The sequence below is a fragment of the Pseudactinotalea terrae genome (genome assembly GCF_009733845.1).
Taxonomy (GTDB): Bacteria; Actinomycetota; Actinomycetes; order Actinomycetales; family Beutenbergiaceae; genus Pseudactinotalea; species Pseudactinotalea terrae.
This window is the reverse complement of the sequence record NZ_WNXZ01000001.1, coordinates 816,600-840,688: the sequence shown is the minus strand read 5'-3', so window position 1 is coordinate 840,688 and position 24,089 is coordinate 816,600. Positions and strand designations below refer to the sequence as shown.

23 protein-coding genes and 4 tRNA genes are annotated in these 24,089 nt (G+C 70.7%); 21 read left to right on the top strand and 6 right to left on the bottom strand.

Going from position 1 to position 24,089, the window contains the following annotated elements:
* Window positions 1-2 precede the first annotated feature (2 nt).
* From GPA03_RS03880 to GPA03_RS03870, 3 genes are all read right to left on the bottom strand, one after another.
* A tRNA-Val gene (locus GPA03_RS03880) sits at window positions 3-74 on the bottom strand.
* Window positions 75-79: 5 nt separating this feature from the next.
* Window positions 80-150, bottom strand: a tRNA-Cys gene (locus GPA03_RS03875).
* A 28-nt stretch (window positions 151-178) separates the two neighbouring features.
* Window positions 179-251: transfer RNA gene (locus tag GPA03_RS03870), tRNA-Gly, on the bottom strand.
* Between the two features lie 150 nt (window positions 252-401).
* Here GPA03_RS03870 and GPA03_RS03865 point away from each other — a divergent pair.
* Window positions 402-1,442, top strand: coding sequence for a chorismate-binding protein (locus GPA03_RS03865; protein ID WP_156251335.1), 1,041 nt, complete (start codon window positions 402-404; stop codon window positions 1,440-1,442).
* An 18-nt stretch (window positions 1,443-1,460) separates the two neighbouring features.
* Complete coding sequence (locus GPA03_RS03860) at window positions 1,461-2,306, top strand: aminotransferase class IV (RefSeq protein WP_156250648.1); 846 nt, start codon at window positions 1,461-1,463, stop codon at window positions 2,304-2,306.
* Here GPA03_RS03860 and GPA03_RS03855 read toward each other — a convergent pair.
* A complete protein-coding gene (locus GPA03_RS03855) occupies window positions 2,303-3,283 on the bottom strand; it encodes a phosphotransferase (protein ID WP_162458245.1) in 981 nt (326 codons plus the stop codon). The genes GPA03_RS03860 and GPA03_RS03855 overlap by 4 nt on opposite strands.
* A gap of 89 nt (window positions 3,284-3,372) precedes the next feature.
* On the opposite strand from GPA03_RS03855, the gene GPA03_RS03850 reads away from it, so the two are divergent.
* Window positions 3,373-3,444, top strand: a tRNA-Val gene (locus tag GPA03_RS03850).
* Between the two features lie 184 nt (window positions 3,445-3,628).
* On the opposite strand, the gene GPA03_RS03845 is transcribed toward GPA03_RS03850, so the two are convergent.
* Window positions 3,629-5,752: an HNH endonuclease signature motif containing protein gene (locus GPA03_RS03845; RefSeq protein ID WP_156250646.1), complete on the bottom strand. Its 2,124-nt coding sequence runs from the start codon at window positions 5,750-5,752 to the stop codon at window positions 3,629-3,631.
* Between the two features lie 321 nt (window positions 5,753-6,073).
* On the opposite strand from GPA03_RS03845, the gene GPA03_RS03840 reads away from it, so the two are divergent.
* Entirely contained in the window at window positions 6,074-7,129 is a 1,056-nt protein-coding gene (locus tag GPA03_RS03840) for an alcohol dehydrogenase catalytic domain-containing protein (RefSeq protein WP_156250645.1), read from the top strand.
* On the opposite strand, the gene GPA03_RS03835 is transcribed toward GPA03_RS03840, so the two are convergent.
* The gene (locus GPA03_RS03835; protein ID WP_206673440.1) at window positions 7,114-7,641 is read right to left on the bottom strand and encodes a GrpB family protein; all 528 of its coding nucleotides are present in this window, start codon (window positions 7,639-7,641) and stop codon (window positions 7,114-7,116) included. The genes GPA03_RS03840 and GPA03_RS03835 overlap by 16 nt on opposite strands.
* Window positions 7,642-7,777: 136 nt before the next feature.
* Here GPA03_RS03835 and thrS point away from each other — a divergent pair, with 136 nt between their 5' ends.
* From thrS to secF, 17 genes are all read left to right on the top strand, one after another.
* Window positions 7,778-9,796 (top strand): threonine--tRNA ligase, encoded by a 2,019-nt coding sequence (gene thrS, locus GPA03_RS03830; RefSeq protein WP_156251334.1) that lies wholly within the window; start codon window positions 7,778-7,780, stop codon window positions 9,794-9,796.
* Entirely contained in the window at window positions 9,793-10,362 is a 570-nt protein-coding gene (locus tag GPA03_RS03825; protein ID WP_241681077.1) for an HIT family protein, read from the top strand. Before thrS ends, GPA03_RS03825 begins: the two co-directional genes overlap by 4 nt.
* A gap of 2 nt (window positions 10,363-10,364) precedes the next feature.
* Window positions 10,365-11,000 carry a phosphatidylinositol phosphate synthase gene (pgsA, locus tag GPA03_RS03820; protein ID WP_156250643.1) on the top strand — a complete coding sequence of 212 codons (636 nt, stop codon included), beginning with the start codon at window positions 10,365-10,367 and terminating at the stop codon, window positions 10,998-11,000.
* Window positions 10,997-11,959, top strand: coding sequence for a phosphatidylinositol mannoside acyltransferase (locus tag GPA03_RS03815; protein WP_156250642.1), 963 nt, complete (start codon window positions 10,997-10,999; stop codon window positions 11,957-11,959). Before pgsA ends, GPA03_RS03815 begins: the two co-directional genes overlap by 4 nt.
* 3 nt (window positions 11,960-11,962) lie before the next feature.
* Complete coding sequence (locus tag GPA03_RS03810) at window positions 11,963-13,117, top strand: glycosyltransferase family 4 protein (protein WP_156250641.1); 1,155 nt, start codon at window positions 11,963-11,965, stop codon at window positions 13,115-13,117.
* Window positions 13,114-13,695: a hypothetical protein gene (locus tag GPA03_RS03805; RefSeq protein WP_156250640.1), complete on the top strand. Its 582-nt coding sequence runs from the start codon at window positions 13,114-13,116 to the stop codon at window positions 13,693-13,695. The genes GPA03_RS03810 and GPA03_RS03805 overlap by 4 nt, the downstream gene beginning before the upstream one ends.
* A 38-nt stretch (window positions 13,696-13,733) precedes the next feature.
* Complete coding sequence (locus GPA03_RS03800; RefSeq protein ID WP_156250639.1) at window positions 13,734-14,999, top strand: PrsW family intramembrane metalloprotease; 1,266 nt, start codon at window positions 13,734-13,736, stop codon at window positions 14,997-14,999.
* Between the two features lie 57 nt (window positions 15,000-15,056).
* Window positions 15,057-15,986, top strand: a complete 930-nt coding sequence (gene pdxS / locus GPA03_RS03795; protein WP_277754875.1) for a pyridoxal 5'-phosphate synthase lyase subunit PdxS — start codon at window positions 15,057-15,059, stop codon at window positions 15,984-15,986.
* Entirely contained in the window at window positions 15,983-16,549 is a 567-nt protein-coding gene (locus GPA03_RS03790) for an NUDIX hydrolase (RefSeq protein WP_241681076.1), read from the top strand. The genes pdxS and GPA03_RS03790 overlap by 4 nt, the downstream gene beginning before the upstream one ends.
* Window positions 16,546-17,181: a pyridoxal 5'-phosphate synthase glutaminase subunit PdxT gene (pdxT, locus tag GPA03_RS03785; RefSeq protein ID WP_156250637.1), complete on the top strand. Its 636-nt coding sequence runs from the start codon at window positions 16,546-16,548 to the stop codon at window positions 17,179-17,181. The genes GPA03_RS03790 and pdxT overlap by 4 nt, the downstream gene beginning before the upstream one ends.
* Before the next feature lie 54 nt (window positions 17,182-17,235).
* Complete coding sequence (locus tag GPA03_RS03780) at window positions 17,236-18,012, top strand: YebC/PmpR family DNA-binding transcriptional regulator (RefSeq protein WP_156250636.1); 777 nt, start codon at window positions 17,236-17,238, stop codon at window positions 18,010-18,012.
* 114 nt (window positions 18,013-18,126) lie between these two features.
* Window positions 18,127-18,723, top strand: a complete 597-nt coding sequence (gene ruvC, locus GPA03_RS03775) for a crossover junction endodeoxyribonuclease RuvC (protein ID WP_156250635.1) — start codon at window positions 18,127-18,129, stop codon at window positions 18,721-18,723.
* 63 nt (window positions 18,724-18,786) lie between these two features.
* A complete protein-coding gene (gene ruvA, locus GPA03_RS03770) occupies window positions 18,787-19,395 on the top strand; it encodes a Holliday junction branch migration protein RuvA (protein ID WP_156250634.1) in 609 nt (202 codons plus the stop codon).
* 34 nt (window positions 19,396-19,429) lie between these two features.
* Window positions 19,430-20,449 carry a Holliday junction branch migration DNA helicase RuvB gene (ruvB, locus tag GPA03_RS03765; protein ID WP_421958400.1) on the top strand — a complete coding sequence of 340 codons (1,020 nt, stop codon included), beginning with the start codon at window positions 19,430-19,432 and terminating at the stop codon, window positions 20,447-20,449.
* Window positions 20,450-20,526: 77 nt separating this feature from the next.
* Window positions 20,527-20,901: a preprotein translocase subunit YajC gene (locus GPA03_RS03760; protein ID WP_156250632.1), complete on the top strand. Its 375-nt coding sequence runs from the start codon at window positions 20,527-20,529 to the stop codon at window positions 20,899-20,901.
* A gap of 43 nt (window positions 20,902-20,944) precedes the next feature.
* The gene (secD, locus tag GPA03_RS03755; protein ID WP_156250631.1) at window positions 20,945-22,984 is read left to right on the top strand and encodes a protein translocase subunit SecD; all 2,040 of its coding nucleotides are present in this window, start codon (window positions 20,945-20,947) and stop codon (window positions 22,982-22,984) included.
* Window positions 22,984-24,087: a protein translocase subunit SecF gene (gene secF, locus GPA03_RS03750; RefSeq protein WP_156250630.1), complete on the top strand. Its 1,104-nt coding sequence runs from the start codon at window positions 22,984-22,986 to the stop codon at window positions 24,085-24,087. Before secD ends, secF begins: the two co-directional genes overlap by 1 nt.
* Window positions 24,088-24,089: the final 2 nt, after the last annotated feature.

Below are 24,089 nucleotides of genomic sequence, written 5' to 3'. Positions count from 1 at the left end.
TGTGGGCGATACTGGGATCGAACCAGTGACCTCTTCCGTGTCAGGGAAGCGCGCTACCGCTGCGCCAATCGCCCGTGCGAGGTGGGTACGGGATTCGAACCCGTGTATACGGCTTTGCAGGCCGCTGCCTCGCCACTCGGCCAACCCACCAGGTTGCCCTCCTGGGCCGCCGATTTCGAGCGGATGACGGGACTCGAACCCGCGACCCTCACCTTGGCAAGGTGATGCTCTACCAACTGAGCCACATCCGCGTGCTTCACCGAGCAGGTTTCCCCCGCTTGGTGGTGCGGCGTCGACTTTAGCCCACGGATCGCGGCGTCGTCCAACTGAGGCCGGGGGCGTGTTGCTCGGTGGACGCTTCCCGGGCCTCGGGCCGGGGTGACTAGCGTGGCGGAGTGACTATCTCCAGCCCTCGCGGACGCGCCTGGTTTCGCGGGGTCCGGGCGACCGAGGTGGTGGAGCACGTCGACCTGCGAGAGCGCCCCGACGCACTGGAACGCGGGGGATGGTGGGTGCTCGTCGCCGAGTTCGACGGACCCTGGAACGCGTGGCGGTTCGCGGAGGTTCGCCGCACCGACGAGGTCACCCGCGGGCCGGATCGCTGGGACGGCCCGGTGCGCGATTCGTGGCGAACATCACTGTCGCGCGAGGAGTACGTCGCGGCGGTGCGGCGGGTGCGTCACGAGATCGCCGAGGGTGAGGTCTACCAGGCCAACATCTGCCGTGTGATGTCCGCAGCCGTGCCGGTGCGCCCGGAACCGGTGGGCCTGGCGATCAGGCTCGCCACTGGCAACCCCGCGCCCTACGCGGCGCTGGTCGACATCCCGGCAGGCGGACCGGCCGGGCCCGGTTCCTGGGTGGTGAGCGCGTCACCGGAGCTCTCCCTCGAGGTCGCCCACGGGACCGTGATGTCGGGTCCGATCAAGGGCACGGCGGCGACGCCGTCGGGCATGCTGCCCAAGGACCGGGCCGAGAACGTGATGATCACCGACCTGGTGCGCAACGACCTGCAGCGGGTGTGCGCCCCGGGGAGCGTCGAGGTGACCGATCTGCTCGCGATGGAGGAGCACCCGGGTCTGGTCCATCTGGTCTCGCGCGTGCGCGGGCGACTTCTCGACGGCGGTCCCACCGGGTGGGCGGCGCTGCTCGCGGCCGCGCACCCGCCCGGTTCGGTGTCGGGCGCCCCGAAGTCCTCTGCACTCCGGATCATCGACGAGCTCGAGACGGCTCCGCGCGGTCCGTACTGCGGCCAGATCGGTTGGATCGACGCCGATCGCGGCCAGGCACGGCTGGCCGTCGGGATCCGGACGTTCTGGTGGGCGGACGGCGAGCTGCGGTTCGGGACGGGCGCCGGCATTACGTGGGGGAGCGACCCCGAGCAGGAGTGGGCGGAGACCGAGCTGAAGGCTGCGCGCCTGGTGTCGCTGGCGTCGCGGGGCTGAACGCGGCAGGCTGACGCCATGAGTGAGCCCCTGCTGTTCGTCGACGGGCAGTTCCATGCGCCGCGTACGCCGCTGGTCTCCGCGCTCGACCACGGGATGACCGTGGGCGACGGCGTGTTCGAGACGTGCGAGCTGATCGAGGGCCGCACGTTCGCCCTCACACGGCATCTACGCCGGCTGGAGCGTTCGGCGTTCGGGCTGGGTCTGGATGCGCCCGACGAGAGCCGGGTACGGGACGCGGTCGCCGCCGTCGAGGAGCGGTGGCTGGCCCAGGGCGGCGGCACCGGCCGGCTGCGGATCACGTGGACGGCCGGGTACGGACCGATGGGCTCGGACCGCAGCGGGGGAGAGGGCACGCTGATCGTCGCCGCTGGTGGCGTCCGACCACCGGGGCCGGTGCGCGTGGCTGTGGTGCCCTGGGTGCGCAACGAGCGCTCGCCGATCGCCGGGTTGAAGACGACGTCCTACGCGGAGAATGTGGTGGCCCTGGCCCTCGCGAAGGCGCAGGGCGCGGGCGAGGCCATCTTCGGCAACACCCGCGGTGAGCTGTGCGAAGGGACCGGGACGAACGTGTTCCTGGAGGTGGACGGCGGTTTCGTGACGCCGCCGCTGAGCTCGGGATGCCTGGCCGGTGTGACGCGGGCACTCGTGCTCGAGTGGGCGGCGGACGCCGGCATCGAGGTGCGCGAGGAGGCGCTGCCGCTGGCGTCGATCCACGAGGCCCCGTATGCCGCGCTCACCTCGAGCACGCGGGGGATGACGCCGATCGTGGCCGTCGACGACCGCGAGATCGAGGCCGGGCCGCTGACGCTGCGGATGGGCGAGGAGTTCCATCGCCGCAGTCGGGAGCAGCTCGACCCCTAAGTGTTCCTGATGCTGTTCTCGACGGCGCTGGCCCAGCCGGCGTGATCGTCTCCTGGAGGGATCTGGCCGAGCCCGAACCAGAGTCGGAGCGCTTCGCTCCAGCCCAGCTCGTTGTCGGTGAGCTCGACGATGTCGGCGTACCCGTCGAGGAAGGTGCGCTGGGCCTCCGGCGGCGTGGGTGGCCAGCGCCGGAACTCGGTGGCGAGCAGCACGGCGCCGAGCGAGATCTCGACGGTGCGGTGGCGGATGCTGACCTCGTCGAAGTCGAGCAGGGCGGCGATCTCCTGGCCGCGCAGGAGGATGTTGGCGCCGCGGATGTCCCCGTGCGCCAGCTGGGGTGTGGTGTCGAGCGCCGGGAGCGTGCTGAGGAGATCGACCAGCCGGGCGTGGGCACGCGGGGCTCTCGAGCTCGGCAGCTGGTCGAGCGTGCTCGTGATGCTCTCGCGCGGGTCGCCTCGCATCTCCCGAGGTCCGTCGGCGAAGGGGCCGGGATCGACGTCGGCGAGCGCGAGGTGCAGCCGGCCCACCAGCTGCCCCGCTGCCCGGACCGCGGCGAGGTCGCCGACGTCGAGGAGGTCACCCTCCACCCGTGGCTGCACAGCCACCGACAGCGGCCGGTCGTTCGGCACGACATGGCGGCGCCGCCCGTCGAGGCCTGCGATGGGTGCGGCGACGGGAAGGTGCAGCGAGTCGAGGTGGCCGAGCAGAGCCGCGATGGCGTCGAGGCGACCGAAGGCGGGCTCATGCGAGCAGATCTTCACGACGACGACGCCCCGATCGGTGTGCGCCCACGCGAGCGCGTTGACGTCGCTGATCAGGACGCGTTCGACACCACTGACGCCGAGGCCCCAGCCGTCGCGCAGTGCGCGGGCGACCCAGCCCGCGGCGGCCTCGAGGTCGGCGAGGCCGAACCGTTGCGCGAGCGCCACGTTCGGATCGGTGTCTTCCCAGAGCATCGCGAGGCCAGGTGCGAACATCCGGACACGGTACGTGGGCGGGTGTTCGGAGAGGGTCTGCCACGCTGGTAGCATCGGTGCTCGCCCGCAAGGGCACCGAGCACAGTCTCGGGCGATTGGCTCAGTGGTAGAGCGCCTCGTTCACACCGAGGAGGTCACTGGTTCGAACCCAGTATCGCCCACCCAGAGCGCGTTGACGGAGGCACGTCTCATCCTCGCCCCACGACTGGCGTGAGGTGAGCCGCAGAGGCACGGCTTCCACGCCGCCCCCGGTTCAACCGACGGGTCGATGGATCGCACTCCACGTCAGGCGCCGACACGGGTTCGGTCTTAGGTTCCACGAACGCGGGACGTCGACGCCGTTGCCTAGAACGGTGGTGGCTCGTCGTCCACCGTGTACTGGAGCTGGCTGGTGCGGTCGGTGGTGGATGCCCAAGCGGGGGTGGCCGGGTGGGTGCCCTCGGGTGGGGATCCGGGTCCGTGGGTGGGTCGGATCATGGTGATCTGGCCGTCGGGGTGTTGGAGGTAGGTGTGGTTGGTGGCGGTGATCCAGGTGCGGGAGCCGTCCTCGTGCTGGGTGTACCACCAGCCGCCGTGGGTCAGGAGCAGGTGGTCGCGGCGGCAGTTGGGGTCGATGTCTTTGACGGAGGTGGTTCCCAGGGGCCAGGGGATGCGGTGGTGCAGGTCGCAGCCGTCGGCTGCGGCGGTGCAGGAGGGGTTGGCGCACTCGGGTTGTCTGGCGCGGATGAGCTCGGCCATCGCCGCGGTGGGTTCGTACTGTTCGCGGCTGAGTTCCAGGACGGTGCGGTCCAGGGGGTCGGTGACCATGCGCGCCCATGGCCCGCCGGCGGCGAGGGCGCGGGCCACGGAGGCGGGGATGGGTCCGTAGCCTTCGAGGTGGGCGGGGTCCTCGGAGCCGGACAGGTCGGCGCCGGGGCCGTGCTGGCCGCCCATGAGGGTGGTCAGCGGGATCACGACCCGTACGTGCGCGGACTTGCCTCCGATCACTCCGACCCGCATGCTTTGACCGGGTGTGGGGCATGCCCCGGTGGCCGCACCTGCTGCCGTGCGTGCTGCGGCATCCAGCATCGTTCCTGCTGTGGGGTCTGTGCCAGCTCGCGAGCGATCGTCGTGGGTGACTCTGGCGTCGGGCAGGTGTGCGACGCCATGGTCGGTCGGCGGCGAGCCGCTCTGGTCGATATCGCCGTGGCCGGATCCGGGATCACGATCCCCCGATGAACCGCCAGCGGACCTACCACCGGCGCCGCGGGCCACCACGGTGGCGTCGTGGGCCTGCGGGGTGGCGCCGGGGGCGTGTGGGGTGGCGTCGTGGGTGGGGTGGGGGCAGGGGCCGATGATGCCGGTCACGATGGCGGTCCCACCCATCAGGGCCAGGGCGTCGGCGCGGAGCTGGTCCAGGGTGCGGGGGTCGCCGCTGGTCTTGGCGGAGCGGGCGGCGGCGTCCAGGGCGCGGTAGAGCTGGTTGGCCTCCACCGCGGGCATGAACGCGTAGATGCTGGCCATGCCATCGGGCAGCACCCGGGGCCGGTCCACCCGCCGCTGGGTTGCTGCTCGTTGGCAGCGGTCTTCGAATCGTTCGGGTTGCACGCTGGCCCTCGCGGCGGCCACATCGCGGCGTACCGCGGTCGCGGTGGCGTGGGGTGCTTTGGCCAGCACGATGTCCTGCACCTGTAAGGCTTCCAGCATGCCCAGGTCCTCGATGCCCAGGGCGATGATGTCGGCCTTGGCCGGGTCGATCTGCCCGGTCTCCAACGCTTCCGCGGTCGGACCGGCCGGGCCGGCGAGCAACCGGGCCGAGCGCACCAGCCGACTCGCGGCTCGCTTACCCATACCCAGGCGCAGCGCGATGTCATCGGAAGCGATGCTGGGCTGGTTGACCCGGATCCCGAGGTGGTCCAGGTTCGCCAGGCCTTGGTCCAGGCCTTCGCTGTTGGCCAGCTCGGCGACCGCTTCCCGCATCTTGGCACCGGCGTAGGAGACCAGCCGGGACCAGTGCGCCACCAGCTCCAGGGCGTCGTAGTCGTTCTGCACCAGGCCCTCGGGCAGGTGCTCCAGCTCGTTCATCAGATACCCCGACGCAGGCACCTGCTCCAGCCACGCGATCGGTCCGAGCTCGGGACGGCTGGGCTGGGCAGCCCACTCGGCCTCGAGCTGCTCCACCCAGCCCGCTGGCGGCTCATCACTCCAGGGCCGCACCGGCACCCCCGACCAGTCACGCTCGTCCCAGACCGCGTTACCCGCCTCCACCATGATCCCGTCGACCTCGACCCACTCACGCCCAGCGATCGCAGCCGGCACCCCGGACTCAGTGGCCGACGGCTCGCTCGTGGTGTGCTCGGGCTCCGCGGGAGCCGCACCAGGGGAGGTGTCGCACGGGTCAGAATCAGCCGACCCGCCCTGAGGCATGACGATCTCAAGCCTCTCGGCCGGACCGCTCTGCTGGGGTTGTTCACCCGTTGCCTCGAACATGTGTGCAGTCTAGATGCAGTATCCGACAACGGCACGTTCTCGGCGAGATCTCAACAAGAACCGGCCTACCGCTCAGGTCCCGCAGCGGGGCAGTTCCAGATGACGCAGGACCGTTGATACCGGACGTGCGGCATCGGGCGGCGGGTTCCAGCCGGGGCTACCTCAACGCCCACGCCCGTAGCTGTGCTCGCCGTCCAACCGGAGCAGCGACCCGGCGATCTCGACCGTGGGTGATCGCGGATGGACGAGCTCAATCGCCGGAACCTCCGGGGCGGCGCGGCAACCGGCCGGTGGCCACGGGCTCCGCCATAGCCTGACCCCGTGAGAGCACTCGTCTACGACACCTTCGGCGGACCCGTCGCGGTCCGCGAGGTACCTGACCCCGTCGCACCACCCGGCGGTGTGGTGGTCGAGGTTCACGCGACCGGCCTGTGCCGCAGCGACTGGCACGCCTGGATGGGACACGAGGAGTTCAGTCTCCCGCACATCGGTGGTCACGAGCTGGCCGGTGTCGTGGTGGAGGTCGGCGACGACGTCGCACGCTGGGTCACCGGCGACCGCGTCACCATCCCGTTCGTGGAGGGGTGCGGGCGCTGCGACTGGTGCGACTCCGGCAACGCCCAGGTCTGCCCCGACCAGCAGCAACCCGGCTTCACGCACGCCGGCTCGTTCGCCGAGCGCGTCGCGCTGCACGCCGCGGACACCAACCTGATCCGCGTCCCGGACGGTCTCTCCTTCGAGGCGGTCGCGGTCCTCGGCTGCCGGTTCGCGACCGCGTACCGCGCTCTCGTGGCGCGCGCTCACCTGCGCGAGCACGAGTGGCTCACGGTGGTCGGAGCGGGCGGCGTCGGCCTCTCGGCTGTGATGCTCGCGACATCGCTCGGCGCGCGCACGATCGCCGTCGACCCCAGCCGGGAAGCCCTCGCGCTCGCTCGCGAGCTCGGTGCCGAGCACACTCTGATGCCTGACGGCGACACGACGGCCGAGATCCATCACCTCACCGAGGGCGGTGCTCACGTGGCGATGGACGCGCTCGGCAGCGAGAGCGCCGCGGCCGCCGCGATCGGCAGCCTGCGCCGCCGGGGCAGACACCTGCAGGTGGGCCTGCTCCCCGCCGTGGCGGGCCACCCACGCATCCCGATGGACCGGGTGATCGCCTGGGAGCTGGACGTGCTCGGGAGCCACGGCATGGCCGCCGCCGACTACCCGGACATGCTCGCCCTCGTGGAGAGTGGCACGCTCGCCCCGCAACGGCTGATCCGACGGGTGGTCTCGCTCGAGGACGCCGCGGCGCTGCTACCCGCCATGGCCAGCTCCGCAGCGGCCGGCCTCACAGTCATCGACCCGCGGATGACGTCGGATCAGGGCACGCGCTGAGCTGCCCACGCGCGGGCGTCCCGCATCATGCTGCCGACGATCGTCGCCTTCCGGTCGACGTACTCACCGCGGCGGTCCGCGAGCTCGGCGGCGAGGTGCAGCTTGATCTCCTGGTACTCGGCGACGACCGCGGGGGATGCGCGGAGGTAGTCCCGGAAGATCAGCCGGTCGGTGTACGTGGGCGAGTCGAGCCGCATGAGGTGCACGTGATCGGTTCGGTGCCCAGCGACGATCCTGTGCAGGAAGGCGTGGTCGAGATTGTCCGCGAACGACTCGGGCCTGTGCTCGAAGCCGAGCCCGGCGAGCGCCGCCACCACCCCCGGCGTCAGCGCGGCGTCGACGTCCTCGACACCGACGGCCACGTCGATCGTGTCCTTGGAGCTGAGTCCCGGGACACTCGTGGAGCCGACGTGCTCGATCACGGCGCCCGGCAGCACCTGCCGGATCTGGTCCCGCGTGCGCCGGAACCGGAGCGGCCAACCGGGGTCGTAGGGCACGACGTCGACAACCACATGCGCTCGGTCGCCTCCCACCTCCCCAGCGTCGCACACGGCGACACAGCAGCCGTGGCCTGTGCCGCACCTTGCCGTGTGCCTGACTACCATCGACTCGTCCGACCCAACCCCTGTCGAAAGTGGTCACGTGACCGTGCCTGAGTTCTCCCTGTCCGTCGCCGGTGCCCAGCAGTCGGTCCCCGCGGGCACGACCGGCACGGACCTGTTCGGCTCGGACAAGACCGTGGTCGCCGTCCGCGTCGACGGCCAGCTCCGCGACCTCGAGGTCGTCCTCGACGCCGCGCGCGAGGTCGAGCCGGTCACCATCGACTCACCCGACGGGCTGAGCATCCTGCGGCACTCCACCGCGCACGTGCTCGCGCAGGCCGTGCAGCAGATCAACCCCGACGCCAAGCTCGGCATCGGGCCGCCGATCACGGACGGCTTCTACTACGACTTCGACGTCGAGACCCCGTTCCAGCCCGAGGACCTCAAGAAGCTCGAGAAGGCGATGCAGCGCATCGTCAACACCGGGCAGAGGTTCCGCCGTCGGGTGGTCACCGAGGACGAGGCGCGCGCCGAGCTCGCGGGTGAGCCCTACAAGCTCGAGCTCATCGGCCTCAAGGGCTCCGGCTCGGCCGAGGGTGCCGCGGAGGGTGCGAGCGCCGAGATCGGCGCGGGCGAGCTGACCATCTACGACAACGTCGCCCGCGACCGCGAGGGCAACGAGGTCGTGGCGTGGAAGGACCTGTGCCGCGGTCCGCACCTGCCGACCACCAAGCTGATCGGCAACGGGTTCCAGCTCATGCGCAGCGCCGCCGCCTACTGGCGCGGCAGCGAGAAGAACCCGCAGCTGCAGCGCGTCTACGGCACCGCGTGGCCCAGCAAGGACGCGCTGCGCGAGTACACCGAGCGGCTCGCCGAGGCGGAACGCCGCGACCACCGGCGCCTGGGCACCGAGCTCGACCTGTTCTCGTTCCCCGACGAGATCGGTTCCGGGCTGGCGGTCTTCCACCCCAAGGGCGCGATGATCCGGATGGAGATGGAGGACTACTCCCGGCGACGCCACGTGGCGGCCGGGTACTCGTTCGTCTCCAGCCCGCACATCACCAAGGCGAAGCTGTTCGAGACCTCCAAGCACCTCGAGTGGTACGCCGACGGCATGTACCCGCCCATGAAGCTCGACGCCGAGTACCACGAGGACGGCACGCTCAAGCGCGAGGGGCAGGACTACTACCTCAAGCCGATGAACTGCCCGATGCACAACCTGATCTTCGACAGCCGCGGACGCTCCTACCGCGAGCTGCCGCTGCGGCTGTTCGAGTTCGGCACCGTCTACCGGTACGAGAAGTCCGGTGTGGTCCACGGCCTCACCCGGGCACGCGGCTTCACCCAGGACGACGCGCACATCTACTGCACCCGCGAGCAGATGCGCGACGAGCTCGGCTCGCTGCTCAGCTTCGTGCTCGACCTGCTGCGTGACTACGGCCTCAACGACTTCTACCTCGAGCTCTCCACCCGGGACCCGGAGAAGTCGGTCGGCGACGACGCGACCTGGGAGGACGCGACCCGCACCCTCGAGGAGGTCGCGCTCGCCTCGGGGCTGGAGCTGGTCCCCGATCCGGGCGGCGCTGCGTTCTACGGTCCGAAGATCTCCGTGCAGGCCAAGGACGCGATCGGCCGCACCTGGCAGCTGTCCACCATCCAGCTGGACTTCTTCGAGCCGGAGCTGTTCGAGCTGGAGTACACCGCTGACGACGGCAGTCGTCAGCGCCCGGTCATGATCCACCGCGCGTTGTTCGGCTCGATCGAGCGGTTCTTCGCGATCCTCGTGGAGCACTACGCGGGTGCGATGCCGCCGTGGCTGGCACCGGTGCAGGTGCTCGCCGTCCCGGTCGCCGAGGTCTTCAACGACTACCTCGCCGGCATCGTGGAGCAGCTGCAGGCGGCCGGTGTGCGTGCGGAGCTCGACACCTCGGACGACCGCTTCAACAAGAAGATCCGCAACGCCACCACCCAGAAGGTCCCGTTCGTCCTCATCGCGGGCGGTGACGACGCAGACGCCGGCGCGGTCTCCTTCAGGTTCCGTGACGGCAGCCAGCGCAACGGCGTCCCGGTCGCCGAGGCCATCGAGATCGTCACCCACGCGATCGCGGACCGGGTGCAGGTGTGACCGGGGCGGACGACGACGCCGAGGGCGCGATCTCGCCGTCGGGGTTCCCCCAGGAACCCGACGGCTACGAGCGGCTCTGGACCCCGCACCGCATGGTCTACGTGGATGGTCCGGCGAAGGTCACGACCACGTCCGAGCGCGAGTGCCCGTTCTGCGTGGGGCCGCGCGGCTCGGACGAGGACGCCCTCATCGTCCATCGCGGTGCCACCTGCTTCGTGGCCCTCAACCTCTACCCGTACAACCCCGGCCACCTGCTGATCTGCCCGTACCGTCACGTCCCCGACCTGACCACCATGACGACGGCGGAACGCGCGGAGTCGATCGAGCTCGTCAGCGCGGGCATGGAGGTGCTGCGGGCGACGAAGCGACCGACGGGCTTCAACTCCGGGATGAACACCGGCACGGCCGCGGGTGCGGGCATCGCGGCGCACGCGCACCTGCACGTGGTCCCACGCTGGGACGGCGACGCCAACTTCCTCCCGGTCATCGGCCGCACCAAGGCGCTGCCGGAGCTGCTCGGCGACACCCGCGCGCAGCTCGCCGCAGCCTGGCCGGCAGGGGAGTAGCGATGGTCCTCGGCAACCATGGCCGCGGCTTCTCCAGCACGCTGTTCGGCCCGCTGGCTCGCCTGCTCGTGCGGCTGAAGGTGTCACCGGACGCCGTCACGTTCGCCGGCACGGTCGCGGTGATCGCTGCGTCGCTGACCTTGCTGCCCACGGTGCATCTGGTCGTCGGCGCGCTGGTGCTGGGCGCTCTGGTGCTCACCGACTCGATCGACGGCATCATGGCCCGGATGGTGCACGGCGAGGCGCCGCGCCCGTACGGCGAGTTCCTCGACTCGACCCTCGACAGGTTCTCCGACGGCGCGATCTTCGCGGGCCTGACCCTGTACTTCGTGCTCAACACCGCCGGCGCCACCCAGACCTGGGGCGTCGCGACGGCCGTGGCCTGCCTCGCGCTTGGCGGACTCGTCTCCTACGCGCGGGCCAAGGCCCAGGCTCTCGGCGTGGTCGCGAAGGTCGGCATCGCCGAGCGCGCCGACAGGCTGATCGTCGCGTTGGTGGCGACGCTGCTGGTCGGGCTCGGGCTGCCCGTGCAGGTGCTCGTGGGTGCGCTCGCCCTGCTGTCGCTGGCGAGCCTCATCACCGTGGCTCAGCGCATGGTCGTGGTGCGCCGCGCGCTGGTGGAAGGAAAGACCGCATGAACGCAGGCTCGGTGTTCCTGCTCGCCTGGCGGGTGGTCCCGAAGCTGCCTGGGCCGCTGGTGCGAGGAATCTTCGACCTGGTGGCGATCATCGCCCACGCAGCGCGGATCGGCGGCGTGCGGCAGCTCGAACGGAACCTCGCCCGGGTGCGCCCGGACCTGCACGGCAAGGCACTGCGGTCGATGTCGCGGCGCGGCATGCGTTCCTACATGCGCTACTACGCCGAGGCGTTCCAGCTCCCCGGTATGAGCCCCGAGCAGATCGACGCCCGGGTGCGCGCCGTGGGCGTCGAGCCGATGATGGAGCAGATCGACGCCGGCCGCGCCACGGTCGGCGCGCTCACACACAGCGGCAACTGGGACCTCGCGGGCGCGTGGTTCGTCAAGAGGTACTCGCCTGTCCTCACGGTGGCCGAGACGCTCGAGCCGGAGGAGCTGTTCCGGCAGTTCGTCGAGTTCCGGGAGGGCCTCGGGCTGCGGATCGTGCCCTTCGCCAAGGGCACCGGGGTGTTCCGCCGGCTGCTGACCGGCATGCGCAAGCCCGTCTCGTTCGTGCCGCTGCTCGCCGACCGCGACCTGAGCAGGGACGGGCTCGAGGTCGACGCCCTGGGACACCCGTTCCGGGTGGCTCCTGGACCCGCTGCGCTCGCGCTGGCGGGCAAGGCCGCGCTGTTCTCGGTGCACATCCACTACGAGCGGCTCTACGGGGACCGCCGTCGGCGAGCGGGCAGCCCGTGGGGCATCGTCATCGACTTCCAGGGACCGATCGAGGCGCCCGACCTCCCGCAGCGCGAGGCGATCGCGGACATGACCCAGCGCTGGGTCGACCTGCAGATGGCGCGCATCGCCGAGTACCCGCAGGACTGGCACATGCTCCAGAAGGTGTTCACCGAGGACCTCGACACCGACCGGCTGGCGCGGGCGTCGACGAGCGCCATCGCCGCCGACGGGGAGGCGTAGGCGTTGCGCGTCGGCTTGCTCACCCCGTACGCGTGGGATGTCCCGGGTGGCGTCAACTTCCACATCCGCGACCTCGCGGAGAACCTGATCGCGCGCGGGCACGAGGTGCAGGTGCTCGCACCCGCTGACGACGAGCGCGACCTCCCGCCCTACGTCACCTCCGCGGGCAGCACGATCCCGGTCAACTACAACGGCTCGACGGCGCGCGTCTCGTTCGGACCCATCGTCTCCCGGAGCGTGGAGCGATGGCTGAAGGAGGGTGCGCACGACGTCGTCCACATCCACGAGCCGATCGTGCCCAGCGTCGGGCTGATCGCGCTCCGGGCGGCCACCGCTCCGGTGGTGGCCACCTTCCACTCCTCGCAGCAGCGCTCCCGGGCGATGATCGTCGCCAACCCGCTGCTGCAGCCCGGCCTGGAACGGATCAGCGCCCGGATCGCCGTCTCGGAGGCAGCGCGTCGCACCGTCGTCGAGCATCTCGGAGGCGACGCCGTCGTCATCCCCAACGGCGTGGACGTCGGCAGGTTCGCCCAGGCTGCACCGGATCAGCGGTGGCAGGGCACACCCGAGGCACCGACCATCGGGTTCCTCGGGCGCATCGATGAGCCACGCAAGGGGATGCAGGTCCTGCTCGGTGCGGTGACCGCTGTCCGCCGCGTTCACCCCGGGGCACGGTTCCTCATCGCCGGTCGCGGGGACATCGACGAGGCGCTCAAGACGGCCGGGTTGCCGCGGGACTCGGTCGAGTACCTGGGCGAGATCAGCGAGGCCGACAAGCTGGCGCTGTTCGCCTCGCTGGACCTCTATGTCGCACCCCAGACCGGTGGCGAGTCGTTCGGGATCGTGCTCGTCGAGGCGATGAGCGGGGGAGCGGGTGTGGTCGCGAGCGACCTGGTCGCGTTCCGGGCGGTGCTCGACGACGGCGCCTCCGGCCGCATCTTCCGCACCGGTGACTCGGGCGACCTCGCGCGGGCGCTGCTCGACGCGCTGGGCAACCCCGAGGAGACGGCGCGGCTCAAGCGATACGCGCGCACCGCCGTCGCCCGCTACGACTGGAGCACGGTGGCCGCCCGGATCCTCGACGTCTACGCGATGGTGACAGCGACCGAGCCCGAGCGCCGCGGGCTGCTCACCCGGATCTTCCGGGGGCGACGATGAGCGGGGCAGAGGTCGCGCTGATCGCGATCGGCGTCCTCGCGATCGTGGGCGTGGTGCTGGTGAACCTCGCGCAGCGCATCGACCGCCTGCACCGACGCGTGATCTCCTCCCGCTCCGTTCTGGAGGGGCAGCTGGTCAAGCGAGCCGAGGCGGCGGCCGAGCTGGCCAGGACCGACGCCCTGGATCCGGCGTCGACCCTGATCGTGGGGGAGGCCGCCTGGAACGCGGCCGTTCAGGCGCCGCGGCTGGTCAGCGGCACCAGCGACCTGGCCCAGACCGGCGCCGAGCGAGGGCTCGTCGAGTCCGAGCTCACGATGGCGCTGCGAGCGGCACTGGGCGACGAGGAGGATCTCGAGGCCCTCCGCGGCCGGCCCGAGACCGCCGCGGCGCTCGAAGGGCTCGAGCAGGCCTGCTACCGGACGCAGCTCGCACGCCGGTTCCACAACGACGCGGTCGTGGCGACGCAGCGGCTGCGCCAGAACCCGGTCGTGCCGCTGCTCCGCCTCGCGGGCCGGGCGGCGATGCCGGCGACGTTCGAGATGGATGACGAGGTCTTCCGAGGAACACCCTCCGGGTAGACCACCTTGGAGGATGCCGTGCCTCTAGAGTGTGGCCCATGTCGAGCCCTCAGGACGAGCCCTCGTCGTCGTACAGCTACCCGCAGGCCTACCGGCCCGGCGACTTCGCGCCCTCCCCGGCCGAGCGGGGGTCGATGAACGCGGCGATGACGCCGCCACCCAACACGACCGGCCCCATCGAGCAGGTCTGGGCTCCTGGGCAGCAGGCGAGCAACCGGCCGATCCTGAACATCATCGGGATCGCCGTCGGGACCATCACGATGCTCGCGGTGATCATCTTCGTGATGAGCCGGACCGGAGTCGGCGAGACGACCGCCGGTCTGGTCCTGGCGCTGGTCCCGCTCACTATCGTGCTCGCCGGCGTGCTGTGGCTGGACCGATGGGAGCCCGAGCCCAAGATCATGCTGCTGACCGCGCTGTTGCTCGGCGCCGGCGTCGCTACCCTCAGCTCGCTGGTCGTCAACACCGCGATCACCCAGGCGTTCTTCGAAGCGACTCAGGACGCGCAGTCGGCTCAGACACTGGGTACCGTCGTGATTGCCCCCGTCGTCGAGGAGACCTTCAAGGGGCTCATCGTCCTCGGCCTATTCCTGGTGCGCCGACAGCACTTCGATGGACCTGTCGACGGCGTCGTCTACGCCGCCACCGTGGCTGCCGGGTTCGCGTTCACCGAGAACATCCTCTACTTTGCCCAGAATCCGAACTCCGTGTGGATCGTCTTCGTGATGCGCGGGCTGGTCTCGCCGTTCGCGCACCTGATCTTCACCGCGTGCATCGGTATCGCCATCGGCATGGCTGCCCGTTCGCGCAAGACGACGACGGTGCTGCTCGCCTTCCCGGTCGGGCTCGTCGGCGCCATGGGTCTGCACGCGCTGTGGAACGGCTCCTCGATGCTCGGCAACTTCTTCGTGCTGTTCCTCGTGATCCAGGTGCCGCTGTTCATCGCCGTGATCGTGCTGATGTTCTGGCTCCGGCGTCAGGAGGCGGAGGTCATCCGGGCGCGGCTCGGCGAGTACGCCCAAGCCGGCTGGTTCGCGCCGCACGAGGTGCAGATGCTGTCCTCGATGCGGATGCGGTCGCAGGCCCGCACGTGGGCCGCCGGCTACGGGGAGCGTGCGAAGCAGTCGATGAAGGAGTTCCAACGGGACGCCACGTCGCTCGCCTACCTGCGGCAGCGTCAGCTCACCGGCCGTGCGGATCTGCGGGCCTCGCAGAGCGAGCACGAGCTCCTCAACGAGATCCAGCGTGACCGCCATACGTTCACCATGAGCGCCCAGGGGATCGTGCAGCAGCAACCGGCCTAGACTGGGAAACCTGCCAGGAAGGCAGCGTCCCGCTCCCAGAGTCATCGAGGTCGCATCGTGTCCGAGGTCCAGTCCAGCACCCTGCCCGTCGACGGCGCGGAGCGACCGCAGGTCGGCACCGCGCGCGTGAAGCGCGGCATGGCCGAGATGCTCAAGGGCGGCGTCATCATGGACGTCGTCACCGCCGAGCAGGCCAAGATCGCCGAGGACGCCGGTGCCGTGGCGGTGATGGCTCTCGAGCGCGTGCCCGCCGACATCCGCGCGCAGGGTGGCGTCTCGCGGATGAGCGATCCGGACATGATCGACAGCATCATCAGCTCGGTGTCGATCCCGGTGATGGCCAAGGCGCGCATCGGGCACTTCGTCGAGGCGCAGGTGCTGCAGAGCCTCGGCGTCGACTACGTCGACGAGTCCGAGGTGCTCACCCCGGCCGACTACGCCAACCACATCGACAAGTGGGCGTTCACGGTGCCGTTCGTCTGCGGTGCCACCAACCTGGGCGAGGCGCTCCGGCGCATCACCGAGGGCGCGGCGATGATCCGCAGCAAGGGCGAGGCCGGCACGGGTGACGTCTCGAACGCCACCACCCACATGCGCTCGATCCGCGCGGAGATCAAGCGGCTGACGTCGCTGCCCGAGGACGAGCTGTACGTCGCGGCCAAGGAGCTGCAGGCTCCGTACGAGCTGGTCGTCGAGGTGGCTCGGACCGGCAAGCTCCCGGTGGTGCTCTTCACCGCGGGCGGCATCGCCACCCCTGCCGACGCCGCGATGATGATGCAGCTCGGCGCCGAGGGCGTGTTCGTGGGGTCCGGCATCTTCAAGTCCGGGAACCCGGCCGAGCGCGCCAACGCGATCGTGCAAGCGACCACGTTCTACGACGACCCGGACGTGATCGCCAAGGTCTCCCGCGGCCTGGGCGAGGCGATGGTCGGCATCAACGTCGACGAGATCCCGCAGCCGCACCGGCTGGCTGAGCGCGGCTGGTGACCTCCGGCTCGCTGGGGCCCGAGTGGGTCAGGAGCCCCGAGGACGGCCGGTACTTCCGCCGTGCCGCCCGCGTGCTGCTGCTCGACGAGCAGGACCGCGTGCTGCTCGTGCGTGGTCATGACGTCGACCGCCCCGAGCGGTCCTGGTGGTTCACTGTCGGCGGCGGCGTCGACGCGGGCGAGAGCCCGAGCGAGGCCGCGGTGCGCGAGGTCGCCGAGGAGACCGGCCTGAGCATCACCGAGCGCGATCTCGTCGGGCCGGTGCTCTCGCGCGAGGCGATCTTCGACTTCGAGGCCGAGCACGTCCGCCAGGACGAGGTCTTCTACTACGCACGGGTCCGGAACGCCGGCACGATCACCCGCGACGGCTGGACCGACGTCGAGAAGCGCTTCATGGACGACGTGGCCTGGTGGTCGCTCGCGGAGCTGCGACAGATCGACATCGAGGTGTTCCCGCACGAGCTCGCCGAGGTCCTGGAGACCCTGATCGAGGGGTGGGACGGCACGGTCCGGCACCTCGGGCTGCAGGACGACGACGCGCAGGGTGAAGCGGTGCCGGGATGAGCGCGCCCACGATCGGTGTGCTGGCGCTGCAGGGCGACGTCCGCGAGCACGCGTCCGCCCTCGCCGCCTGCGGCGCGCGCACGGTGCTCGTCCGCCGCCCCGGTGAGCTGGACGCCGTCGACGGGCTCGTGCTGCCGGGCGGTGAGTCGACGACCATCGACAAGCTCCTGCGGCGGTTCGAGCTGATGGACCCGCTGCGCGAGCGGATCGCGGCAGGGCTGCCGGTCTACGGGTCCTGCGCGGGGATGATCCTGCTCGCCGACCGGATCGCGGGCGGCATCCACGACCAGCAGACGGTCGGGGGTCTCGACGTCCTGGTGCGGCGCAACGCCTTCGGTCGACAGGTCGACTCCTTCGAGGAGCGGCTCGACGCGCCGGCGCTCGGGGCCGGCCCGGAGGACCCGCCGATGACCGCCGTCTTCATCAGGGCACCATGGGTGGAGGAGGTCGGTCCGGGCGTCGAGATCCTCGCAACCGTCTCGACGGGGCCGAAGGCGGGTAGGATCGCGGCCGTCCGTCAAGGCGCTCTCATGGCGACGGCGTTCCATCCGGAGATCAGCTCGGACCACCGGGTCCACGCAGCCTTCGTCGCGATGGTCCGATCGGCTGGTGCAGCCGCACCGCACCGCTGAGCCGACGCCTCGACCGACACGCAAGCCAGGAAGCAACAAGGAGCGGAGCTCACCATGTCCGGTCACTCCAAGTGGGCGACGACCAAGCACAAGAAGGCAGCGATCGATGCCAAGCGCGGCAAGCTGTTCGCGCGGCTGATCAAGAACATCGAGGTCGCGGCTCGTACCGGTGGCGGCGACCCCGCCGGCAACCCGACGCTGTTCGACGCCATCCAGAAGGCGAAGAAGTCCTCGGTACCGGCCGACAACATCGACCGTGCCGTCAAGCGTGGTTCCGGTGCCGAGGCCGGTGGCGCCGACTACCAGACGATCATGTACGAGGGCTACGCCAGCGGCGGCGTCGCCGTGCTGGTCGAGTGCCTCACCGACAACAAGAACCGCGCGGCCTCCGACGTGCGCGTCGCGTTCACCCGCAACGGCGGCTCGCTCGCCGACCCGGGGAGCGTCTCGTACCTGTTCACCCGCAAGGGCGTCGTGATCGTGCCGAAGAACGACACAGCCGGTGAGTCGGCCGTGGCGAACGAGGAGACCGTGCTCGACGCGGTGCTCGAGGCCGGCGCCGAGGAGGTCAACGACCACGGCGACAGCCTCGAGGTCGTCAGCGAGGCCAGCGACCTGATCGCGGTCCGCAGCGCGCTGCAGGAGGCAGGGATCGACTACGACTCTGCCGAGGCCCAGTTCGTGCCCTCGATGGAGGTCGAGGTCGACGTCGACGGCGCCCGCAACGTGCTCCGCCTCATCGATGCGCTCGAGGACAGCGACGACGTGCAGAACGTCTGGGCGAACTTCGACGCCTCCGACGAGGTGCTCGCCGCGCTCGACGAGGACTGACTCGCCCCACCAGGGATCATCCGGCGGCGTGATGCTCGTTCGGCCGTCGCGGGCACCACGCGCGGGCGAGTGTCGGTCGACGCGCATCGGCGGGTCGGCTGAGAGTCTGAGCCCGTGAACGTACGGATCCTCGGTGTCGACCCTGGCCTGACCAGGTGCGGCATCGGGGTCATCGAGTCGCTGCCGGGCCGGCAGGTGCGGCTGGTCGCTGTCGACGTCATCCGGACCGCAGCCGACATGGCGCCCGAGCAGCGGCTGCTGCGGATGACGGAGGCCTTCGAGAGCTGGATCGCCGAGCACAGGCCCGACGCGGTCGCCGTCGAGCGGGTGTTCGCGCAGCACAACGTGCGCACGGTGACCGGCACGTCGCAGGTGGCCGGGCTCGCGATGGTCGCCGCCACGCGGGCCTCGATCCCGGTGGCGCTGCACACGCCGAGCGAGGTCAAGGCCGCCGTGACCGGCAGCGGACGCGCGGAGAAGGCCCAGGTCCAGGAGATGGTGCGGCGGATCCTCGGGCTGGTGGAGGCGCCGTCGCCCGCGGACGCCGCCGATGCCCTGGCGATCGCGATCACCCACGGCTGGCGGGGGGTCGCCGCGGTCGTGCCGATGGTGGGCAACCGAGGACAGACGGCGGCGCAACGTGCATGGGCGGAAGCCGCCGCAGGCTCGGGCGCTCGGGCCCAGGCGGCGCGTCGAAGGCTCGCGCGCTGACTCCTCGGGCTACGCTGTCGCACAGATGTTCGGCTGCTGGAAGGTGACCTGGAGGATGGCTCTGTGATCGCGCACGTCCGGGGAGTGGTCGAGTCGATCGGGCTCGACAACGCGGTGATCGATGTCGCGGGCGTGGGCCACCGGGTCCACGCCACGCCCGGCACGCTCGCCACGTTGCGCCACGGCCAGACCGTCACGCTGTCGACCTCGCTCGTGGTGCGCGAGGACTCGATGACCCTGTTCGGGTTCGCCGAGGCCGATGAGCGCGACGTCTTCGAGACGCTCCAGACCGTCAGCGGAGTGGGGCCGCGGCTCGCGCTGGCGATGCTCGCCGTGCACACCCCCGACGGGCTCCGGCAGGCCGTGGCGTCCGAGGACCACAAATCGCTCGTCAAGGTCCCCGGTATCGGCGACAAGGGCGCCAAGCGCATCGTGCTCGAGCTGGGCGACCGGCTCGGACCGGCGCTCGGGGGAGCGACCGCGAGTCCTGGTGCCGCGCCGGAGGGCAACCGTGCCGATGTCGTCGCGGCGCTGACAGGGTTGGGCTGGGCGCTCAAGCAGGCGGAGGCCGCCACCGACGAGATCATCGAGAGCGGCTCTGTCGACGCGTCCGACACCGGCGCGGTGCTGCGATCGGCGCTGCAGCTGCTCGGCGGTGCACGCCGTGGCTGATCACGACGAGGTCTTCGAGCTCGCGCCGGAGGACCTGTCCGAGCGCGTCATCGACGCCGATGCCGACGACACCGAACGCGCGGTCGAGGCAGCGTTGCGGCCCCGCCGGCTCGCCGAGTTCGTGGGGCAGCGGGTCGTGCGTGACCAGCTCTCGCTCGTGCTCGATGCCGCCACCGCTCGACGGCGACCGCCGGACCACGTGCTGCTGTCCGGTCCACCGGGGCTCGGCAAGACCACGCTGGCGATGATCGTCGCCGCGGAAGTGCAGGGCGCCCTTCGGCTGACCTCCGGACCGGCCGTGCAGCACGCCGGCGACCTCGCGGCGATCCTGTCCTCGGTCGCTGAGGGCGACGTGCTGTTCATCGACGAGATCCATCGGCTGGCCCGCCCCGCCGAGGAGATGCTCTACCTGGCGATGGAGGACTTCCGTGTCGACGTGGTCGTGGGCAAAGGCCCCGGCGCGACCGCGATCCCGCTGCAGCTGCCGCCGTTCACGGTGGTCGGGGCGACCACGCGCTCGGGGCTGCTGCCCGCACCGTTGCGCGATCGGTTCGGTTTCACCGCGCACCTCGACTTCTACTCGCCCGACGAGCTGGAGCGGGTGCTGCACCGGTCCGCCGAGCTGCTGGGGATCGAGCTCGAGGCCGCTGCGGCGTCCGAGATCGCATCCCGCTCACGGGGTACCCCGCGGATCGCGAACCGGCTGCTGCGCCGCGTGCAGGACTGGGCGGAGGTCCGCGGCGAGGGCCGCGGCGATCTGGCCGCCGCACGCGCGGCGCTCGAGGTGTTCGAGGTCGATGACCGTGGCCTCGACCGACTCGATCGGATGGTGCTGCGCGCGTTGTGCGAGCGGTTCGCAGGCGGACCGGTGGGGGTCTCGACGCTCGCCGTCGCCGTGGGCGAGGAGCCCGAGACGATCGAGTCTGTCGCCGAGCCGTTCCTCGTGCGCGAGGGGCTCATGGCACGGACCCCGCGCGGCCGCGTCGCGACTGACGCCGGTTTCGCGCACCTCGGGCTGGCCGCTCCGGGGCCGCAGACGCCGCTGTGGAGCTGAGCGCGCCGCGACAGGCACGGGGTGCGGGGTGACGTAGACTCGCCCGCAGCCCTGGCGACCCCCGCGGACGGATCTCGATGGAAAACAACGGCACATTCCTCCTGGTTTTCATGGGGCTCGCGATCGTCGCGATGCTCTTCATGAGCAGCCGCGCCCGGAAGCGGCAGGCTGAGGCCGGCGCCTTCCGCAACACGCTGCAGGCCGGACAGCGCGTCATGACGACCTCCGGGATGTTCGGGACCGTCGTCGACGTCGACGGCGACAAGGTCACCCTCTCGACCGGGCCCGGCCAGGAGTCCGAGTGGCTGCTGGTGGCCATCGCGAAGCTCGTCGAGGACGAGGAGATCGCCGCGGCCGACGACGACGAGGACGTGGTCGCTGACGAGACGCTCCCGCCCACCGACCTCGGCACGAACCCGACGATCCCCCCGCGGGACGACACCGCCCGCTGACCGTGTGCGTGCCTAGGTGCGCCTGCTCGAGAGTTGACCCGTAGTGGCTACACGTAGCTCGTCATCCGGCGTGCGCCCCGGGCGCGCGCTGATCCCTCTGGTCCTGCTGATCGCCGCGGTCTTCGGAGGCCTCGGCGCCGGGGTCACGTGGTCCGACGCGTCCTGGACGCCGAACCTCGCCCTCGACCTCGAGGGCGGCACGCAGATCATCCTCGAGCCGCAGGTCGACAACGGCGCCGAGATCACCACCGAGGCGATCAACCAGGCGATCGAGGTGATCCGCCAGCGCGTCGACTCCTCCGGTGTCGCCGAGGCCGAGATCACCAGCCAGGGTGGTCAGAACATCGTGGTGGCCCTCCCGGGCCAGCCCGACGAGGCCACCCTCGACCTGGTCCGGCAGAGCGCGCAGATGCGCTTCCGCGTGCTGCTCGTCGAGGACGCTCCGAACCCTGTCGACCCCGCCATGCTCAACGCGCAGGACCCGACCGGCGAGTCCGCGGAGGAGCCGACCGACGCGGCTACCGAGCTGCCCACCGAGGAACCGACCGAGGGCGCCACCGACGGCGCCGAGGGCGCGACCGACGGCGCCGGGATGGTCGGCTCGAGCCCGAACGGTGGGGCGAGCATGATGCGCCCGACCCAGACGGACCCGGCCACGGATGAGGCCACCGATGCGCCCTCGGACGAGGCAACGGAGGAAGCGACCGAGGAAGCGACCACCGAGACGACTCCGCCCACGCGCGAGGAGATCGAGGCCGCGGCCTTCGAGCTGGCCGACTCCGACGCCGACGGCGAGCTCTCCAACGAGCCGGCCACCGAGCCGACCAGTGCGAGCGACCAGGCTTGGATCACCGAGCAGGTCGCCTACGACTTCTACGCGCTCGACTGCTCCGAGGAGGCCAACCGGATCGGTGGCGGCGGCGACGACCCCGACCAGCCGCTCGTCACGTGCGCACAGGACGGCACCGCGAAGTACATCCTCGGCCCGGCCGAGCTCGAGGGCACCGACATCGCCTCGGCCAACTCCGGCCTGCGCACCAACGACCAGGGCCAGGTGCTCCGCGACTACGCGGTCTTCCTCGAGTTCACCCGTGAGGGCGGTCAGGTCTTCAGCGATGTCACCGCGCGCCTCGCGAGCCTGGCGGCGACCCAGCAGAACCGCTTCGCCATCGTCCTGGACACGCTCGTGATCTCCGCGCCCAGCGTGACCGAGCAGATCCCCAACGGCGAGGCCTCGATCACCGGTGGCCAGGGCAGCGAGTTCGATCAGCAGGAAGCTGCCACGCTGGCCAACCAGCTCAGCTTCGGTGCGCTGCCGATCAACTTCACCGTGCAGTCCGAGGAGCAGATCTCGGCGACGCTGGGCTCCGAGCAGCTCCAGCGAGGGCTGCTCGCCGGCCTCATCGGGTTGCTGCTCGTGGTGCTGTACTCACTGGCCCAGTACCGCGGCCTGGCGCTGATCACCGTGATGAGCCTCGTGGTGGCCGGTGTGCTCACGTTCGGTGTGATCGCGCTGCTGTCATGGGTGCAGGGCTATCGGCTCTCGCTACCTGGCGTGGCAGGTCTGATCGTCGCGATCGGTATCACCGCCGACTCCTTCGTCGTCTACTTCGAACGTATCCGTGACGAGGTACGAGAGGGGCGGCGTCTGGACGCCGCCGTCGAGCAAGGGTGGCGGCGAGCGCGCCGGACCATCCTCGCCTCCGACGCGGTGAACCTGCTGGCGGCCGTGGTGCTCTACTTCCTGGCGGTCGGAGGCGTGCGCGGGTTCGCGTTCACGCTCGGACTGACCACGATCATCGACCTCGTGGTGGTGTTCTTCTTCACGCACCCGATGATGCAGCTGCTGATCCGCACGAAGTTCTACGGCGAGGGGCACAAGCTCTCCGGTCTCGACCCGGCACACCTCGGCTCCACGGTGGCCCCGGCCTACCGTGGGCGCGGGAAGTTCCGCTCGCCCGGTGAGCGGGAGCCGGGCGGCGGCACGATCGCCGAGCGGCGAGCCGCCGCCAAGGCAGCCGAGCAGCACGATCGCGACGGCGACGACGCCGACCTCGTCGGCTCCAGCAAGGAGGAGCGCTGATGGCCAGCTTCGCCGATTTCGGTAACGAGCTCTACTCGGGCAAGCGCAGCTTCGACATCGTCGGCAAGCGCCGCCGGTGGTTCACGATCAGCATCGCGCTGCTGCTGCTCTCCGTCACGCTCCTGCTCGTGCGCGGCATCAACCCCGGCATCGAGTTCCGCGGTGGATCCGAGTTCACGGTCTCGGGCGCCTCGACCACGGATCAGCAGCCCGCGCACGACGCGCTCGCCACGGTCGCACCCGACCAGGAGGCCCGCGTCTCCAGCGTCGGCAACGACGGTGTCCGCGTGCAGACCGAGGAGCTCACCGACGAGCAGACCTCCGAGCTGCGCACCCGGCTCGCCGAGGCCTACGGCGTCGACGTCGCGGAGGTGACGGCCTCCTACGTGGGCCCGAGCTGGGGTCAGAGCGTGACCGACAAGGCGCTGCGCGGGCTCGTGATCTTCCTCGTCCTGGTGACGATCGTGATGGCGGTCTACTTCCGCAGATGGACGATGGCGGCCGCGGCGCTGGTCGCGCTGCTGCACGACCTCGTGATCACGGTCGGGCTGTACGCGGGCGTCGGCTTCGAGGTCACCCCGGCCACCGTGGTCGGGTTCCTCACCATCCTCGGGTACTCCCTGTACGACACCGTGGTGGTGTTCGACAAGGTCCGTGAGAACACCGAGGGCGTCCTCGAGCAGACCAGGTACACCTACGAGGAAGCGGCCAACCTCGCGGTGAACCAGACGCTGGTGCGCTCGATCAACACCTCGGTGCTCGCCGTGCTCCCCGTCGCCTCGATCCTCTTCGTGGGTGCGTTCCTGCTCGGTGCCGGCACGCTGCGGGACATCGCGCTCGCCCTGTTCATCGGCATGATCGTCTCGACGGCGTCCTCGGTGTTCATCGCCGCGCCTGGAGAGGTCGCGCTGCGCAACCGCCATCCCGAGATCAAGGCCCACACCGAGAAGGTGCTGGCCCTGCGGGAGCGGGAGGTCGCCGAGGCCGAGGCTCGTGGCGACGACGCAGCCGAGCTCGTGGGGGCGCCTCGCGTGGGCGGTCTGCGGGCGGGCGGGCACCAGGGTCAGGGGGCGCAGCCGCGGCGCAAGCGCGGCAAGAGATAGCG